This is a genomic window from Comamonas sp. UBA7840, assembly GCF_002501455.1.
Classification (GTDB): domain Bacteria; phylum Pseudomonadota; class Gammaproteobacteria; order Burkholderiales; family Burkholderiaceae_C; genus Comamonas; species Comamonas jiangduensis.
On sequence record NZ_DLTI01000028.1, the window covers coordinates 38,337 to 55,151 of the forward strand.

Annotated in this window: 14 protein-coding genes and 1 tRNA gene; 6 read left to right on the forward strand and 9 right to left on the reverse strand. The window is 57.5% G+C overall.

Going from position 1 to position 16,815, the window contains the following annotated elements; genetic code table 11:
- Window positions 1-37: 37 nt before the first annotated feature.
- The gene (locus B3R00_RS11835; protein ID WP_286999187.1) at window positions 38-823 is read left to right on the forward strand and encodes a hypothetical protein; all 786 of its coding nucleotides are present in this window, start codon (window positions 38-40) and stop codon (window positions 821-823) included.
- Between the two features lies 1 nt (window position 824).
- Here the strand turns inward: B3R00_RS11835 and B3R00_RS11840 are convergent, their stop codons facing one another.
- The 4 genes from B3R00_RS11840 to B3R00_RS11855 form a co-directional block, all read right to left on the reverse strand.
- Complete coding sequence (locus tag B3R00_RS11840) at window positions 825-1,841, reverse strand: tyrosine-type recombinase/integrase (RefSeq protein ID WP_286999188.1); 1,017 nt, start codon at window positions 1,839-1,841, stop codon at window positions 825-827.
- 192 nt (window positions 1,842-2,033) lie between these two features.
- Window positions 2,034-2,120 (reverse strand) — tRNA-Leu (locus B3R00_RS11845).
- A gap of 96 nt (window positions 2,121-2,216) precedes the next feature.
- On the reverse strand, window positions 2,217-5,399 hold the full coding sequence (locus B3R00_RS11850) for an efflux RND transporter permease subunit (protein ID WP_286999189.1): 3,183 nt from the start codon (window positions 5,397-5,399) through the stop codon (window positions 2,217-2,219).
- 15 nt (window positions 5,400-5,414) lie between these two features.
- Entirely contained in the window at window positions 5,415-6,404 is a 990-nt protein-coding gene (locus B3R00_RS11855; protein ID WP_286999190.1) for an efflux RND transporter periplasmic adaptor subunit, read from the reverse strand.
- A gap of 221 nt (window positions 6,405-6,625) precedes the next feature.
- On the opposite strand from B3R00_RS11855, the gene hpnC reads away from it, so the two are divergent.
- Window positions 6,626-7,471: a squalene synthase HpnC gene (hpnC, locus tag B3R00_RS11860; protein ID WP_286999191.1), complete on the forward strand. Its 846-nt coding sequence runs from the start codon at window positions 6,626-6,628 to the stop codon at window positions 7,469-7,471.
- 82 nt (window positions 7,472-7,553) lie between these two features.
- Here the strand turns inward: hpnC and B3R00_RS11865 are convergent, their stop codons facing one another.
- The gene (locus B3R00_RS11865) at window positions 7,554-9,230 is read right to left on the reverse strand and encodes a methyl-accepting chemotaxis protein (protein ID WP_286999192.1); all 1,677 of its coding nucleotides are present in this window, start codon (window positions 9,228-9,230) and stop codon (window positions 7,554-7,556) included.
- 194 nt (window positions 9,231-9,424) lie between these two features.
- On the opposite strand from B3R00_RS11865, the gene hpnD reads away from it, so the two are divergent.
- Window positions 9,425-10,264 (forward strand): presqualene diphosphate synthase HpnD, encoded by an 840-nt coding sequence (gene hpnD / locus B3R00_RS11870; protein ID WP_286999193.1) that lies wholly within the window; start codon window positions 9,425-9,427, stop codon window positions 10,262-10,264.
- Window positions 10,265-10,266: 2 nt separating this feature from the next.
- The gene (gene hpnE, locus B3R00_RS11875; RefSeq protein ID WP_286999194.1) at window positions 10,267-11,604 is read left to right on the forward strand and encodes a hydroxysqualene dehydroxylase HpnE; all 1,338 of its coding nucleotides are present in this window, start codon (window positions 10,267-10,269) and stop codon (window positions 11,602-11,604) included.
- A gap of 98 nt (window positions 11,605-11,702) precedes the next feature.
- On the opposite strand, the gene B3R00_RS11880 is transcribed toward hpnE, so the two are convergent.
- From B3R00_RS11880 to B3R00_RS11890, 3 genes are read right to left on the reverse strand one after another with little or no spacing between them, the layout of a single operon-like run.
- Window positions 11,703-11,915: a DUF2788 domain-containing protein gene (locus B3R00_RS11880; protein WP_174863327.1), complete on the reverse strand. Its 213-nt coding sequence runs from the start codon at window positions 11,913-11,915 to the stop codon at window positions 11,703-11,705.
- Window positions 11,916-11,948: 33 nt separating this feature from the next.
- Complete coding sequence (locus tag B3R00_RS11885; protein ID WP_376747623.1) at window positions 11,949-12,779, reverse strand: DUF2189 domain-containing protein; 831 nt, start codon at window positions 12,777-12,779, stop codon at window positions 11,949-11,951.
- A gap of 35 nt (window positions 12,780-12,814) precedes the next feature.
- Window positions 12,815-13,513, reverse strand: a complete 699-nt coding sequence (locus tag B3R00_RS11890) for an HAD family hydrolase (protein WP_286999195.1) — start codon at window positions 13,511-13,513, stop codon at window positions 12,815-12,817.
- Between the two features lie 81 nt (window positions 13,514-13,594).
- On the opposite strand from B3R00_RS11890, the gene hemH reads away from it, so the two are divergent.
- A complete protein-coding gene (gene hemH / locus B3R00_RS11895; protein ID WP_286999196.1) occupies window positions 13,595-14,638 on the forward strand; it encodes a ferrochelatase in 1,044 nt (347 codons plus the stop codon).
- A 91-nt stretch (window positions 14,639-14,729) separates the two neighbouring features.
- Here the strand turns inward: hemH and B3R00_RS11900 are convergent, their stop codons facing one another.
- Window positions 14,730-15,080, reverse strand: coding sequence for an H-NS histone family protein (locus tag B3R00_RS11900; RefSeq protein WP_286999197.1), 351 nt, complete (start codon window positions 15,078-15,080; stop codon window positions 14,730-14,732).
- A 444-nt stretch (window positions 15,081-15,524) separates the two neighbouring features.
- On the opposite strand from B3R00_RS11900, the gene B3R00_RS11905 reads away from it, so the two are divergent.
- Entirely contained in the window at window positions 15,525-16,763 is a 1,239-nt protein-coding gene (locus B3R00_RS11905) for an MFS transporter (RefSeq protein WP_286999198.1), read from the forward strand.
- Window positions 16,764-16,815 lie beyond the last annotated feature (52 nt).

Consider the following 16,815-nt stretch of genomic DNA (forward strand, 5'->3'; position numbering starts at 1 on the left):
CGCGCATGTTCAAACCAAAAATTAATAGAGGGGATACATGTCGTGCAGCTTATTTAAACCAACCACACCGCTCCGTACCAAGATAGGCGTGGTCGTGACTGCGGTGTATCTCCTTCTATTGGGTCTGCTGCTCTACGCAAAGTGGCCACAGCTCATCACACTAGAGCTTAATGAGCTTGGAGATTTCGCGGCAGGAGCCTTTGGCCCACTCGCATTCCTGTGGCTGATTCTTGGATACATGCAGCAAGGCGATGAGTTAAAGCAAAACACGGATGCTTTGAGGCTTCAAGCCGAGGAACTTGCTAAAAATGTCATGCAGCAAGAAGCACTTGTTGCACTCGGCCAGCAGCAGCTAGAGCGCGAGAAACAGCAGGTGCAAGACGAACGCGACAGACAAGCAGCAGCGGCTCGTCCAAAATTTGAGCTTTCAGTCGTGCGTGATGCATATGAAATTGATGGCTGGACAAGGCTGGAGATAAGAGTCCAAAACGTTGGTGCCATTTGCAGTCACATGCGTGTTAACTCTGACACTAGAGGCCTGCACGTCACATTGGAGCCACACGCAAGTATTAACCATACTTGGTGGGTCATTGCTCAAGGTTCAGCGACTGAACCATTTGAAGTATTTGATTTCAGCATTAGCTACTTGGACATTGCAGGAAGTGCAGGCTCACAGAAAGTTTTCGCTAACCTTGATGGTGATGAAGAGTCCCGCTGGTTTAACGTGTATGGCGAAGACGATATGAGGCTATGGGAAGCGCGCCGTTCTATAAAGAACCCAAGAGATGGCAGCAAAGCTATTGATTCATTGATTCCCAGCTAATTTAAATTCGAGCAGCAATATCTTCGGCAGTCTCGCGATAGTAAGTATTGAACAGCTCGTTGATATCCACGTGACCACTGATTCGGGCCAGCGTCATAACATCCACACGCTTGCTTAGCAGAGTCAGCGCCGTGGCCCGGAGGTCATGAAACCGCAGCCCTTCAATCATGGTGCGGTCACGCAGCTTGCGATAAAGCACATCACGGCTGGCATCACTGATAGTGAAATAAGCATCACGCCCCTCGCGCTGGGCCTGCGCCTCCAGCACACGCAGCAAACGCACGGCCCGGCTGGTGAGTGGAACGCGGCGGGCACCAATCAATGCTTCGGTCTTGTGCTTGGGTAGCTCATAAACCTTTCGCTTGAGATCCACGGTGCTGCGCGACATGCGCAAAATCTCTCCGCTACGCATGGCGGTGTGCAAGGCCACCAGCATGGCCCAGGCAGCTTGCTGTTGTGGTGTGTTGGGCGCCACACGTGGTGACGCGCCAGCAGAACGCAGCATGCGCCGGATTTCTGTCCACCCGCCTGTGCGGCGCCGTGCATGCGCTTTAGCCGGTAGACGAATCTCTTGCCAAGGGCTTTTGGGTGCCCACTTCCACTGCTTCACGGCAATTGTCCAGACAGGGCGGTATTGCTGAGCCTCACGCAAAACGCTGGAGCCTGAAACCTGCTTAAGCCGAGCATCGCGCCAGTTGGCTAGGTCGTCAGCTGTGATCTCGTGCAGCACCTTGTTGGCCAGCTCGGGGAAGTCTCGCAGCCAGGCATCAAACCGCAAGTTGTCAGCGCGTGATGTGCTGGCCGTCTTGCTGTCTGTGACTTCGCGCCGGTAGCGCTCTACCGCTTCAGCCAAGGTGCGGCGTGGATATTCACCACGCGCGCCAGACAAAATCGCCGCTTCTTCAGCAACGGCCCACGCCTGTGCCTCTGCTTTGGTTGGGCGCGTTGCTGTTCGCCGCACGCCTGCGCGCTCAACCTCTGCGCGCCATCCGTTTTTGACTTTTCTTAAGTACGCCATCTGCCCCTCACCACAGAAAAATCCCGCGCGGGATTTCAGTCGGGATCTGCGCGGGAAACACATGTAGTTTTATACAGTTTTATGCCGGATAGGGTAGGTTGTTTGAGGACACTTTAGGCAAGAAAAAAGCCCGTTCTCAGAGGGAGAAACGGGCTTTTGCCGGATTCGCTTGGATCAAGCGATTTTTGATCGTGGTGCGCGGGGCGGGACTCGAACCCGCACAGTGTTGCCACCGTCAGGACCTAAACCTGGTGCGTCTACCAATTTCGCCACCCGCGCGGTTTTGATAACTGCAGGCTAGAACAAACCCACCTGCGTCATAGGTCAATCGGCGATTTTAACCTCGAAAATATCCCTCCCACACATTCCCTGTCATCATTTTTCTTGCGCGTACTCCAGCTCGGGACGTTTCACACGGAAACATGCGGCATACATGGCAGGCAATGCAAACAAGGTCAGTACCGTAGCCACAATCAACCCCCCCATGATGGCCACGGCCATTGGCCCCCAGAAGACACTGCGCGACAAAGGAATCATGGCGAGCACGGCGGCAGCCGCAGTCAACACGATCGGGCGCAGCCGCCGCACTGCAGCTTCGACAATCGCATCCCAAGCTGCTACGCCACGCGCTCTATCTGACTCAATTTGGTCAATCAAAATCACTGAGTTGCGCTGAATCATACCCATCAGCGCGATGACACCCAGTAGCGCGACAAAACCAAACGGACGATTGAGCAGCAATAAAGCTGCAGCAACACCGGCAATCCCCAAAGGCCCCGTCATAAAAACCAGCAGTGCACGACTAAAACTGTGCAACTGCAGCATGAGCAAGGTAAACACCAAAAATAGCATCACCGGGATACCCGCAGCAATCGACATTGCACCTTTGGCACTTTCCTCCACGGCACCTGCCGCCACAATCCGATAGTCCGCCCAACCCCGCTCACGCCATTGCGCTTGCAACCCGTCCATTTCAGGTTTCAAAGCCTGCGTCAAGGTAGCACCTTGCAAACCCGCGCGTACATCTCCCTGCACCGTAATCGCGTACGTGCGCGCATCGCGCCACAGCACCCCAGGTTCCCAGCCCAGCACAGGTGTCGCAATTTGCGCCAAAGGAATAGATTTGCCTGACGCAGTAGGCACATAGGCCCCAGCCAAGTCAGCAATCGCATCACGCTCACTCAGGGGCTGGCGCAGCACGATGTTGATCAGCTTGTCGCCCTCGCGAAATTGCCCAATCGTTGTGCCTGTCCACATCGTTTGCGTAGCTTGCGCAATCGACTGACTACTCACACCCAAAGCCCGCGCTTTTTCCTGATCAATCTGCAAGCGCATGACTTTGACAGACTCATTCCAGTTGTCATTCACACCCCTCATGTCTGGATGCTGTTTCATGAGCGCCTTGACCTGATCGGCCAATACGCGCAGCTGCGTTGCATCCGGGCCAATCACCCGAAACTGCACAGGGAAAGGTACAGGCGGCCCACTGGGCAGCAGCTTGGTGCGTGAACGCACCTCAGGAAACGCTTGTGCCAACTCCGCAGGCAGCGTTTTCATCAACTGATCTCGCACCTGCAAGCTCTCTGTCATCAGAATAAATTGCGAGACATTACTCTGCGGAAACACCTGATCCAAAGGCAAATAAAAACGCGGCACCCCTGAACCGACCCACACGGTCACCGCATCTACCCCCGCCTGCGCTTGCAAATGCGTTTCCATCTGGCGCACCAATTGCTCGTTACCCGCAAACGAAGTGCCTTCCGGAAACCACGCATCCAGCAAAATTTCGGGGCGATTGGAATCTGGGAAAAACTGCTGCTGCACACGGGTCATGCCAAAAATACCAAGGGCAAAGACCAACGCTGTAGCCCCAATCGTGAGCCAGCGATGCTCCACACACCAGTACACGGCTTTGCGAAAACGCTGATAAAAGGCGCTATCGAACACCTCATGGGGATCTGGTGCAAAGCCGGGTGTACTGACCCGTGCCTTGGGCTCCTTCAAGAAAATACTGCCCAAGTAAGGCACAAAATAAACAGAAGCAAACCAGCTGAGGATCAAAGCGATCACCGTCACCGCGAAAATTGCAAACGTGTACTCGCCCGTCATGGACTTGGCCATGCCAATTGGCAAAAAGCCCGCGGCCGTAATCAACGTCCCAGTCAGCATGGGCTTTGCAGTGATGTCGTAGGCAAACGTGGCCGAGCGCATCTTGTCATAGCCCTCTTCGAGCTTACGCACCATCATCTCCACCGCAATGATGGCATCGTCCACCAGCAAGCCCAGCGCAATAATCAGCGAGCCCAAGGACACCTTGTGCAACCCAATCCCCCAGTACCACATGGCCAAAAATGTCGCCGCCAACACCAGGGGAATGCTCACTGCCACCACCAAGCCAGGCCTAGGATCGATATACCAGCGGCGCCACCACACCGTGGCATCTGCACGTTTATGCAAACCCAAGCTGATAAAGCTAACTGCCAGCACCACCACCACGGCTTCCACCAGCACTTTGATAAATTCATTGACGGATTCAGTGACAGCCTTGGGCTGATCCTGAATATTGACCAATTCCATGCCAACAGGAAGCTTCTGGGCAATCTGCGCAACAGCCGCATGCAAAGCCTTACCCAGCCCAACGATGTCGCCCCCCTTGCTCATGGAGATACCCAGCGCAATCACTTCGCGGCCGTTATGCCGCACTTTGACGCTCGGCGGGTCTTCGTAGCCCCGCGTGACCTCTGCGATATCTCCTAAGCGCAATTGCACGCCAGACGGCGCCATGACTGGCATTGCGCGCACTTGCTCTACCGCATCAAACTGCCCGGCAATACGCACCTGCACCTGCTCTTGCGGCGTTTGAATGACACCAGAGCCTTCTACGGCATTTTGCTGATTCAACTGGTTGACGACCTGATTGATATTCAGGCCCGTTGCTGCCAAACGTTTTTGGGAGAGCTCCACAAAAATTCGTTCGCTCTGCACACCAAACAACTCCACTTTGGCCACATCTTTAACGCGCAATAGCTGCTGGCGCACGTCATCGGCAAAAGTTTTGAGCTCTGCATAGCTATAGCCATCCCCAGAGAGCCCATAAATCACGCCATATACATCGCCAAACTCATCATTAAAAAATGGCCCCTGCACCCCTTGCGGCAAGGTGTAGCGCATATCCCCCACCTTTTTGCGCACCGTATACCAAAGGTCTGCCACATCCTGCGGCCTAGAGTTGTCTCTGAGCTGGAAAATAACCTGCGACTCACCCGGCTTGGAATAGCTGCTGATCTTGTCTGCGTAAGGCACTTCTTGCAGCGTGCGCTCAATCTTGTCAGTTACTTGCTCTGCCACCTGCTGGGCAGACGCGCCCGGCCAATAGGTTCGCACCACCATGGCACGAAAAGTGAACGGCGGATCCTCGTCCTGCCCCAACTGAAAATAGGCTGCCCCACCGAGCAGCAAAATCACCACCATCAAATAGCGCGTCAGCGGAATATGCTGCAGCGCCCAACGCGACAAATTGAAGCCTTCTTTTTCAGGCGCTTGGTTGGGTCCACTCATGTGTTTTCTCCAAGCTCAACGCGCCGCATCAGGATGACGAGGCTGGTAGATGCTGACTTTCTGGCCTTCTGTGAGCACATGGGTGCCAGCTGCCACCAACTGCATTCCTTTCTCTACACCTGCCGCAATCACTACATCATTGCCATCCACACCCGCAACCTCCACTTTGCGGGCATGCACGGATGAAGACTGGCGATCAAATACCCACACCATCGATGCACCTGACTGCTCCCATACCACTGTCGAAGGCAGCTTGATCAAAGTGTCATTTACGTGGTCAGCAAACTGCATCCACACATACGCGGTCGCACCCAATGGGGGCTGCGCTCCTGCCTGCAACTGAACTTTCACGGTGTATGTGCGTGTTACGGGGTCTGCACTGGCAGCCACTTCCCGCACTGATGCATCCAAAGTTTTATCTTGCGCCCAAATACGAACCTGTACTGCTTGCCCAGGTTTTACCCGGCTGCGAACACCTTCAGGCACCGCAATCACCACATCCCGAGCATCATCGTGCGCCAGTTGCACCACCGGTGCGCCCGCTGTCACCACTTGCCCCGGTTCGGCCTGCACTGCCGTGATAACACCAGATGCATTGGCCACCAAACGCGTATAGCTACTCTGGTTGCTTTGCGCGGAGGCCTGCGCCTGCGCCTGCTCTAACTGGGCTTGTGCAGACTGCAAATTGGCTTTGCGTCTGTCCAGCTCCACGCCGCTGATAAAGCCTTTTTCTTTCAACGCCGAATAACGCTCCCAATCTGCCTGCGCCAAGTCGCGTTGGGTTTTCGCCGCTGCAACTTGCGCCTGCGCCGCCTGCGCAGCCAATGCATAGTCTTGGGCATCCAGTTCTGCCAGTAACTGACCTTTGCGCACCACATCGCCTACGTCTACCGGGCGCTGCACCAACTTGCCCGCCACCTGAAAGCCCAAACGCGACTCAGTCTGCGCCCGCACCTCCCCGGCATACTCCACCTCGGCAGCGCTGGCGTGGGCGCCTGCTTCCACCAGCTTTACGGCCCGTATGGGCTCAGGCGCGGGCGCCTGCCTGGAACAAGCCGCTAAAACGCCTACCGCGATCGCGCAAGCAAAAAAGCCCCTCAAGGGCAGAACTACAGCGTTTGAAGACATAACAAAAAAAGTTACTGACTGATTGGTTAGCAATCTAGGGAAGGCCTTGCCGACTGTCAAGCGACAATGCGTGGGTGAATGCCTCTGATCCCACCACCATGCCCACCCAAGCAGCTGCTGTCACCCACTACGAGAACTTCCCTGTCGCATCGTGGTTGTGCCCAGCCCCGCTGCGGCAGCCGATTGCTGCCATTTATGCCTTTGCCCGTGAAGCAGATGACATCGCTGACGAAGGTGATGCGCTGGCACCGCAGCGTTTGGAAACACTGCGCGCGTATCGCCAGGAATTACACGCTATTGCTGGAGGGGCGCAACCTCAAGCACGCTGGGCCGCCATCTTCGGCCCCTTGCAGTACAACCTGCTGCAGCACCAGCTGCCCGTCACCCTGCTCGATGATCTACTCAGCGCTTTCATGCAAGACATTCAAAAAACACGCGATCACGCGACTTACGCTGACCGCACCGAGCTGCTGGACTATTGCAGCCGCTCTGCCAGCCCGGTAGGCCGGCTGTTGCTGCATTTATATGGCGTCCACGACGCAGCATCGCTGGCGCAAAGCGATGCCGTATGCACCGCACTGCAACTCACCAATTTTTGGCAGGACTTGAGTGAAGACATTCCACGCGGCCGCCACTATCTGACCGATGCAGACTGCGCCCAATTTGGCGTCACACGCGCGGCATTGGCCGCACAAGAAGTCACGCCCAGCATTCAAAAACTCATAGCTTCCAACGTAGATTGGGCAAGGGATTGCATGCAAAAAGGCTCAAAACTTGTGCACCGCCTGCCCGGGCGGATTGGCTGGGAGCTGCGTTTGGTGGTGCAAGGCGGTTTGTGCATTCTGGACAAAGTCGAGGCGCAAGCAGGTCGCAGCCTGCACACCCGCCAGACCCTGCGCAAAACCGATGCTCCGCGCCTGCTGTGGAACGCACTTTGGATGTAGGCCGCAGCATTTGCACCAAGGCTGCACAATTGAAAAAACCGGCCTGAGCCGGTTTTTTGATGGGGGAGTGCGCCGCGCAGATTTAGCCCAGGCTTTCTTCATTCGTGTTGTGCGACAACGCGGGCCCTCGCGCATTTTTTGCTGATGCAGCGGCCGTTTGTCCGCCGCTGCCAATACTGGCTGGGCGGCGAGATTGACTAGCGTAGCCGCCCGAAGCTGCACTGGGCTCCAGGACAAACTTTGCCGACATTTGCGCCATTTGATTGGCCTGCTCTTGCAACGATGTCGAGGCGGCCGAGGTCTCCTCCACCAGGGCAGCGTTTTGCTGCGTCACATCATCCAAATTGGCCACCGCATCATTGATTTGCGCCAGGCCCTTGGACTGTTCACGGCTGGCTTCCGCAATTTCACTCACAATATCGGACACGCGGGCGATGCTTTGCACAATATCTTGCATGGTGTTGCCCGTGCGGTGCACCTGCTCGCTGCCGGTGCGCACACGGTTGACCGAATCATTGATCAAGACCTTGATCTCCTTGGCTGCCTCCGCAGAGCGGCCCGCCAAAGAACGCACCTCGCTGGCCACCACGGCAAAGCCACGGCCTTGTTCGCCCGCGCGGGCAGCTTCCACCGCCGCGTTCAGCGCCAAGATATTGGTTTGGAAGGCAATCGAATCAATCACGCCAATGATGGCTTCAATTTTCTTGGCCGAGGTGTTGATGTCCTCCATGGTTGCCACCACCTCCGACACCATGTGACCACCACGCTGCGCAACATCTGTGGCACCACGCGCCAATTCACTGGCACGGATAGCGCTGTCGGCATTTTGCTGCACGGTGCTAGAGAGCTCTTCCGTTGCCGCTGCCGTCTCTTCCAAGGAGGCTGCTTGCTGCTCGGTACGCATGGACAAGTCACCCGTACCCGCCGCCACTTGGGTCGAAGCGCCAGCAATCGCCTCAGCGCCGCTGCGCACCTGCGAGATGATGTTGTGCAGGTGGCTGCGCATATCTTCCATTTGCACCAGCAACTCCGTGATTTCATCTTTGCCCGATGAACTCACGCGCTGCGAAATATCCCCCGCCGCAATCGCTTGCGCAGTGCGATGCGCTTGCTGGAAACCCGCTTGCATGCGCTTGAGCAAGGACACCGAGAGCAAGGTCGCAGGCAATCCCCCCAGCAACACACACAGCGCAAACACCCAGATGCTGAGGTGATAACGCTCATCCGCTGCCTGGTAAGCCTCATCCGCCTGCGTCACTTGCAGGCCCTTGAAGGCGCCCACCAATGCCACCAGCATGTCCCCTTCTTCACGGCCCGTGGCCAAAAAGCGAGACATCAAATCGCTGCTGAGATTCCCGGCCTCCATCTGCGCCACCAACTCGCCCAGCTTGCTGTTCCAGTCGTTTTGCACACGCACGGCTTCGGTGAACATGTCTTTTTCGATGCCGGTATCAACCATGGAGTTCAGCTCTTTTTGCCACTCCGCACCTTGCTTTAGATTGTGTTTCACCAAATCCAGGTGAATGTCCACAGGGTGTTCATGCAACCCGGCCAGCGGGCTGTCGGCAGCATGCTGGAAAGCCAGCAACATTTGCATGCGCGACTGCAACACGCTTTCATTGATCGACTCTGCCAGCAAAATACGCTGCAGCGATCTGTCATGCAGCGCCCCCAGGCTGTCACGCGCGCTCATCAATCCATGCCAACCCATGCCGATAACGACAGCCATCGACAAAAAGTAACCGACAAAAACCAGCATGTAGCGCTGAGTTAACCGCAGGGAATTGAAGCTGAGCATCTCGTTGAATGTATCTGATTGCAACTTTGCTATCTTAGATGGCTTGCTCAAAAAGCGGGCCATCTACGTCGATGACGCTTGATTCACATCAAGCACTCCCACCTTCCAGCCCAATTGCAGCGGCCAACCCAAGGCATGGGACAATCCCCCGCTATATGACACCGGAAACCTACGTTCAGCAAAAGGCTGCAGCATCAGGCAGCAGCTTTTATTACGCCTTTCTTTTCCTGCCCGCCAACCGCCGCGCTGCCATCACAGCGTTTTATGCGTTCTGCCGCGAAGTGGATGACGTAGTCGACGAGGTTCAAGACCCCGGTGTCGCCGCACAAAAGTTGGCATGGTGGCAACAGGAAGTGGCGCAAGCCTTTGCCGGCAAGCCCAGCCACCCTGTGATGCAGGCGCTGATGCCGCACGCGCCGCAGTTCCAGATTGAGCAACGCCACTTGCAAGCCGTGATTGAAGGCTGCCAAATGGATTTGGACCAAACGCGGTATCTGGACTACCCCGGCTTGCAGCGTTATTGCCATTTGGTGGCTGGCGTGGTGGGTGAGGTGGCGGCGCGCATCTTTGGTCAAACCAACGAAGCCACCACCGCGTACGCGCACAAGCTGGGCCAAGCATTTCAGCTGACCAACATCATCCGTGATGTGGGTGAAGATGCCATGCGGGGTCGCATCTACCTGCCCATTAGCGATTTGCAGCAGTTCGATGTCAAGGCGCACCAAATCATCAAGCGCGAATACTCGGAGCGCTTTACCGCGCTGATGCGTTTTGAGACCCAGCGTGCGCACCAGCTCTACGAAGAAGCTTTTGCCCTGTTACCTGCCGAAGACCGCCGCGCCCAAAAGCCGGGCTTGATGATGGCCAGCATCTATCGCACCTTGCTGCGCGAGATTGAAGCCGAGAACTTCCAGGTCCTGCACCAGCGCATTGGCCTGACCCCGCTGCGCAAGCTGTGGCTGGCGTGGAAGATGCAAGCCTTGGGCCGCATGTAGCCGTGGCAAGCCGCACCCGTTTGCGTATTGCCATCATTGGCGGGGGCTGGGCCGGCATGGCTGCCGCCGCAAGCCTGCAGCAACAGGGCCACCAGCTACATATCTGGGAAGCCAGCCGCACCTGGGGGGGCCGTGCCCGCGCACTCACGGCGCAGGGGCCACAAGGCCAGCACTGGACGCTGGACAACGGCCAGCACATCTTGATTGGAGCCTATAGCGCCTGTCTGCAGGCCATGCGCACCGTGGGCGTGCAGCCAGACCAAGCCATGCAGCGCCTCCCCCTGGATTTGCGTTACGCCGATGGCACCGGGCTGCAGTTGCCCCACCTGCCAACGCCGTGGGATGCCGTCATCGGGATTGCCCGCACCCGGGGTTGGAGCTGGCGTGAAAAACTGGCACTGCTGCGCACCGCCCATCGCTGGCAACGCCAGCAGTTTCAATGCGCAGCCAATGCCACCGTGGCCGATATATGCCTCGGTTTGCCAGCCCGCTTGATGCAAGATTTTGTCGACCCACTGTGCATCTCCGCGCTGAATTTGCCTGCTTGCGCGGCCAGCGGGCGTATTTTTTTGCGGGTGCTGCAAGACGGCTTGTTCAGCGGCCAAGGCGGCTCTAACTTGCTGATTCCACGCACCGACCTCAGCATGCTGTACCCTGCTGCAGCAGCGCAATGGCTGCAAGCCCAAGGTGCACAGTTGCGACTCGGCGTGCGGGCCACGCACTTGGCGTGGCAGGCAGACAGCGCCACCTGGCATGTTGACGGCCAAGCCTTTGATGCCGTGGTGATCGCCACCGCGAGCACTCCTGCGGCGCGTTTGGTGCAGCACGCGCAGGTGCCTGCTGCGGTGCAAATGCACACCCAATCATGGGCTGCGGCAGCACATGCATTGCCGCATACCGCCATTGCCACGGTCTATGCGTACACCCCGCCCCAGCAAGGCCGTACGCTGCTGCCCGCGCCCATGGTGGCACTGCGCAGCCATGCTGGTGCGCCGGCACAATTTGCGTTCGACAAAGGCCAACTGGGCGGCCCTGCAGGTGTGATTGCCTTGGTCGTCAGCGCCAGCCCGGATGACAAAGCACAGCTGCAAACCCAGGTGCTGCAGCAAGCACGTGCGCAGCTGCAGCTGCAGCATTTGCAAGCGCTTCAAACCGTGATTGACAAGCGCGCCACCTTTGCCTGTACACCCCTGGTACAGCGCCCCGGCATGCAGATTGCCCCTGGTTTGTGGGCCTGTGGCGACTATGTGGATGGCCCCTACCCGGCCACGCTCGAAGGCGCGGTGCGCAGCGGCATGCAAGTGGCGCACGCCTTGGCGCAGACCGCATTCGCAAGATAAAAAAACAATAGCTAGCAGCGCTGGATAAGCATGGTTTTCACGCAAAAAACCATGCAAAACTCTTATCCATCAAGCGCTGACAGCTATTTTTTAAGCGTTTACTTTTCCAAGTACCACTGAATCACGGCTTTGGCGATAAAGCCGGTGAAACCTACCGCCAGCCCCAAAAACAGCACAAAAGTGCCGAACTTGCCCGCCTTGGACTCCCAGGCTAAGTGGCCAATGATGAACAGCATGAAGAGGATGAACGCCCCTATGCCATACGTCATAAAAAAATGCGAAATTTGTTCTTCTGTGTAGCCAAAGATCACGACACGTGTCCTAGAAACCGCAGGGCCAGGTCGCTACGATGCAGCCTCCCGCAACGCAAAGTCTGATGCATCCACCAAATCTCGGTACGCATGCCAGCTGGCATGCCCAAGCATTGGCATCACAAACACCAGACCCAGCAACAACGACGCCAAGCCCAATAAAGTAAACACCACAATCAGCGCCGCCCACAGCGCCATAGCGATGGGGTTTTGCAAAATCACCAACCAGCTAGTGAGCACGGCTTGCTGCAAGCTCACTTTGCGATCCAGCAACAAAGGCATAGAAACCACACTGGACGCAAAAATAGGCGCGGCCAAAAAACTGCCCACACCCAGCCACAGATAAAACAGCGTGCTGTCTGGGGCCAGCACCACGTGCTGCATAAAGTCCATGGGCGAAGCAATGCGTACGGGCGACAGCAGCGTAATCAGTGACGCCGAAATCACCACCCAGCCGGTGGCAGAAACCGCCAGCAGCAGGCCAAACTGCACCAAGCACCAATAGCTGCTGCCCAGCTTGCTCTGTCCTTGCTGCCAGTGCGACCATGTGCGCCGCACCAGCCCCAAGTTCACCGCCTCACCACGCTCCAAAGCCTGGCTCATGGCATACAAACTGGTGGCAACCACAGGCCCCACCACCAAAAAACCAGAAAGCGCGCCGGCCATTAGCCAAAAGCGATTGTGCCCCACCAGCAAAATCAAAGCGCCCAACAGTGCTAAGACCATGCCATGCGCCAAGCTCAAAGTGGGAGCGCGGCAAATATCTTTCCACCCCAGTGCCAGCCACGACAGGGGCTGCATCAAGCCAATGCGCAAAGGCAGCGGCAAATCCATGCTGGATGAACGAGACAGGGCTTGAGACATGCGCGTGCTCCTTGCCCCACGCGGGGGCGCATCACTCAGGCAGCCAGCAAATCACACAACTCCAACAGGCTGGCCACCGTCGTGGGTGGGTGCTGATCCTCTACAGCCCAATCTAAGCCTGCACGGTTGAGCCAAACAGCGTGCATACCCGCATCCCGCGCTGCCACGGCGTCCAACTTGGCATCGTCTCCTACATGCAAGATGGCCGACAAAGGCATTTGCAGCGCCTGCGCTGCGCAATCAAAGATGCGCACATCGGGCTTGGCAAAACCCGTGCGCTGCACGTTAAAGCTGTCTTGAAAAAAGTGATCCAGCCCGATTTGGCCCAAATCAGCGTTGCCATTGGTAACGGCCACCACCGGCCAGCGCGCTGCCAAAAACTCCAGTGCATGCAAAGCATCGTCAAACAGCTGCACGCGCTGGCGTTCGGCAAAAAATATCTCAAACGCCGGGATAGCTAAATTTTCATCATCACCCGCCTGGCGCAAAGCCTGCGCAATCGAGGCTTTGCGCAAACCACTCATATCGTGGCGCAAGTCAGGGCGTTCCCGCTCCACTTGCAGGCGAATAGCACGCAAAGCCTCAGGTGATGAAAACACTTGTGCAGTCTGCGCTGCATGCTCTTTTAACCAGAGCAAGAGCACTTCTTCTGCGCGGCGAATAGTGGGCCAGATGGGCCACAGCGTATCGTCCAGATCCAAAGTGACGGCACGAATTTGAGATGGGTCAAGCATAGACTGCAAGAATACTGGAGCTCACTAAGGCTGCACGCCAAAACCTGCGACAAGCAGCCGGCTTTTGTCACAATGGCAGCCATGCTGTCTCGTTTTGCCCCCGAACCCAAGCTCCCCGTCGGCCAGCCCGAACGCACTGCCGTTTTACTGTGCAATCTTGGCACCCCCGATGAGGCCACGCCTGCTGCCGTGCGCCGCTATCTCGCGCAATTTCTGGCCGATGACCGGGTGGTCGAGCTTCCCAAGCTCGCCTGGTGGCCTATTTTGCACGGCATCATCTTGCGCATACGCCCCAAAGCCTCTGCGGCCAAGTACGCCACGGTGTGGAACCAAGGGGGCGCCACCGGCTCGCCCTTGCTGTATTTCACGCAGCGTCAAGCCACCCTGCTGCAAGGCTGGATGGGGGAAGCAGGCTCCAATGTGCTGGTGAGCTATGCCATGCGCTACGGCAACCCGTCGATGGCTTCGCAGCTCGACGCCCTCAAAGCCCAAGGCGCCACGCGCATCTTGATCGTGCCGCTGTACCCCCAGTACTCGGGCACCACTACCGCCAGTGTGTGTGATGCGGTCTACGACTGGGCCAAAACCCAGCGCCACATTCCAGAACTGCGGTTTGTGCAGCGCTACCACGATCACCCCGGTTATATCGAGGCCCTGGCGCAGACGGTAGAAAAACACTGGCGGGAAAACGGCCGCGCACAAAAACTTTTCCTGAGCTTTCATGGTGTGCCCGAGCGCACCTACACGCTGGGCGACCCCTACCGCGATGAGTGCTACGCCACAGGTCGCTTGCTGGCACAGCGCCTGGGCCTGAGTGAGGAGCAATACATCCTCACCTTCCAGTCGCGCTTTGGCAAAGCCAAGTGGCTGCAGCCTTATACCGAACCCACACTGATCGACATGGCCAAAAACGGCTTGGAAAGCGTGGACATTATGTGCCCCGGCTTTACCAGCGACTGCATCGAGACACTGGAAGAAATCAACCAAGAAGCGCGCGAAGCCTTTGTGCACGCAGGCGGCAAGGACTACCGCTTTATTCCCTGCCTGAACGACCACAGCGCCTGGATTGGGGCGTTGCGTGACATTACCCAGCAGCACCTGCAAGGCTGGCCCACACAGCCCTGAGCCTTACACCCCCGAGCCACCCGCTGCCCACAAAAGAAACCCTGCCTGTACTGCTACAGGCAGGGTTTTTTGTTGAAAGCCGCGTTGCCGCTTACTGGATAGGGAAGGGGTTGCCGCTGTCCGAGGCTTGGCCCGCAGACTGGTTGGCGGGTTCGGTGCGCGGCGCAGCAATTTCATAGGCAGTGCGGTCTTTGCCCTCGATCCACTTGGGCGCTTTGCCACGTCCTGTCCATGACAGCCCGGTTTCAGGGTCGTAGTACTTGGCCTGCACTTTTTTCTTTTGCACAGGCTGGAAAGGGAACACCTGCTGCGCCGTAAAGCCAAACGTGGCAATCAGCTCGTGCACGGTTTTCAGTGCCGCCGCCGACTCTGTGCGACGTATTTGTTCAATCGTCTTGTCCAGCTCGCGTTTGCGAGCCAAAAGCTCTTGGTACTGGGTCATTCAGTGATAGGAAGGGATGGAAAGAAAATAACAGGAGGCCGTCATGGCCACCCAAAATTTCGAAGCTGATCGATTTTGCGCGAAAGTGTTCGATTGCGTACGGCGCACGCCCCAAACATCCGCTTTGCGCTAGGTGCAATCACCTTGCCCCCCACCTCGCGCACGCGAATGGCATGAACACGCGCCCTCTGCAGCAATGCCTGGGCAAACGCCAAGCCTGTGCATGGGTGTTGGGCGCCGCGCAGCACGCCGCCGCAGGTGCTGCATAGAATCACGCTCGGCTTCTACGGCCTGCATTCGGTGCAGGCTTGGATCGCCCCTCACTTCAGCGGCCGCTGCGCCGCCCCTTGGCTGAATTTCTGGCCCCAAAGTCTTTGGACCTTGGGGTATTTGCTTTTGGTGGAAGCACTCCTTGGTGCCACATCAAAAAACAACACCACAGCCATGACCTCTCTCTCCTCCTCCCCCACCGGGCAGCCCACGGCTGTCAACAGCTACAGCTGGAAAGCCCTGATGGGTTCTGCCGTCGGCTACGCCATGGACGGCTTTGACCTGCTGATTCTGGGCTTCATGCTCAGCGCCATCTCGGCCGACTTGAACCTCACCACGGGCCAGGCCGGCTCGCTGGTGACATGGACACTGATTGGCGCCGTGTTTGGCGGCATTGTGTTTGGCGCACTGTCTGACCGCTACGGCCGCATCCGTGTGCTGACCTGGACCATCATGCTGTTCGCCATCTTCACAGGCCTGTGCGCGTTTGCCACCGGCTACTGGGATTTGCTGGCCTACCGCACCATTGCCGGCATTGGCCTGGGCGGTGAATTTGGTATTGGCATGGCGCTGGCGGCTGAAGCCTGGCCTGCCCGCCACAGCGCACGCGTGTCTTCCTACGTGGCGCTGGGCTGGCAAGTGGGCGTGCTGGCGGCGGCGCTGCTCACCCCTTTGCTGCTGCCCGTCATTGGCTGGCGCGGTATGTTCCTGGTGGGCGTGATTCCCGCCGTGGTGGCCTGGGTGATTCGCCACCGCATTCATGAGCCCGAAGTGTTTGTGCGCAAGCCGCAAGCCGAGCGCGGCGCGCGCCTGAAAGCGTTCCAGCTGCTGATCAAAGACAAGGCCACCACCAAAATCAGCCTGGGCGTGATAGTGCTGACCTCGGTACAGAACTTTGGCTACTACGGCATCATGATTTGGATGCCCAGCTTCCTGTCCAAGCAGCTGGGGTTCAGCCTGACCAAATCGTCCATGTGGACCGCCGTGACCGTGCTGGGAATGATGGTGGGCATCTGGATTTTTGGTCACCTGGCCGACCGCATCGGCCGCAAACCCAGCTTCTTGCTGTTCCAGCTCGGCGCTGTGGTGATGGTGCTGGTGTACTCGCAGCTGTCTGACCCCACCACCATGCTCTGGGCCGGTGCCGTGCTGGGCATGTTTGTGAACGGCATGCTGGGCGGCCTGGGCGCCGTGATGAGCGAGGCCTACCCCACCGAAGCCCGTGCCACGGCACAGAACGTGCTGTTTAACATCGGCCGCGGTGTGGGCGGTTTGGGCCCGGTGGTGGTGGGTGCGGTGGCCATGGGCTATGGCTTTCAGATGGCGATTGCGCTGCTGGCCGCCATCTACGTGCTGGACATGATTGCCACTGTGCTCCTGATTCCTGAGCTCAAAGGCAAAGAGCTGCATTAAGCCTTGCCCCTTCTTACCTAGCCATAAAAAAGAGAGCTGCTAGCGCTTGAAA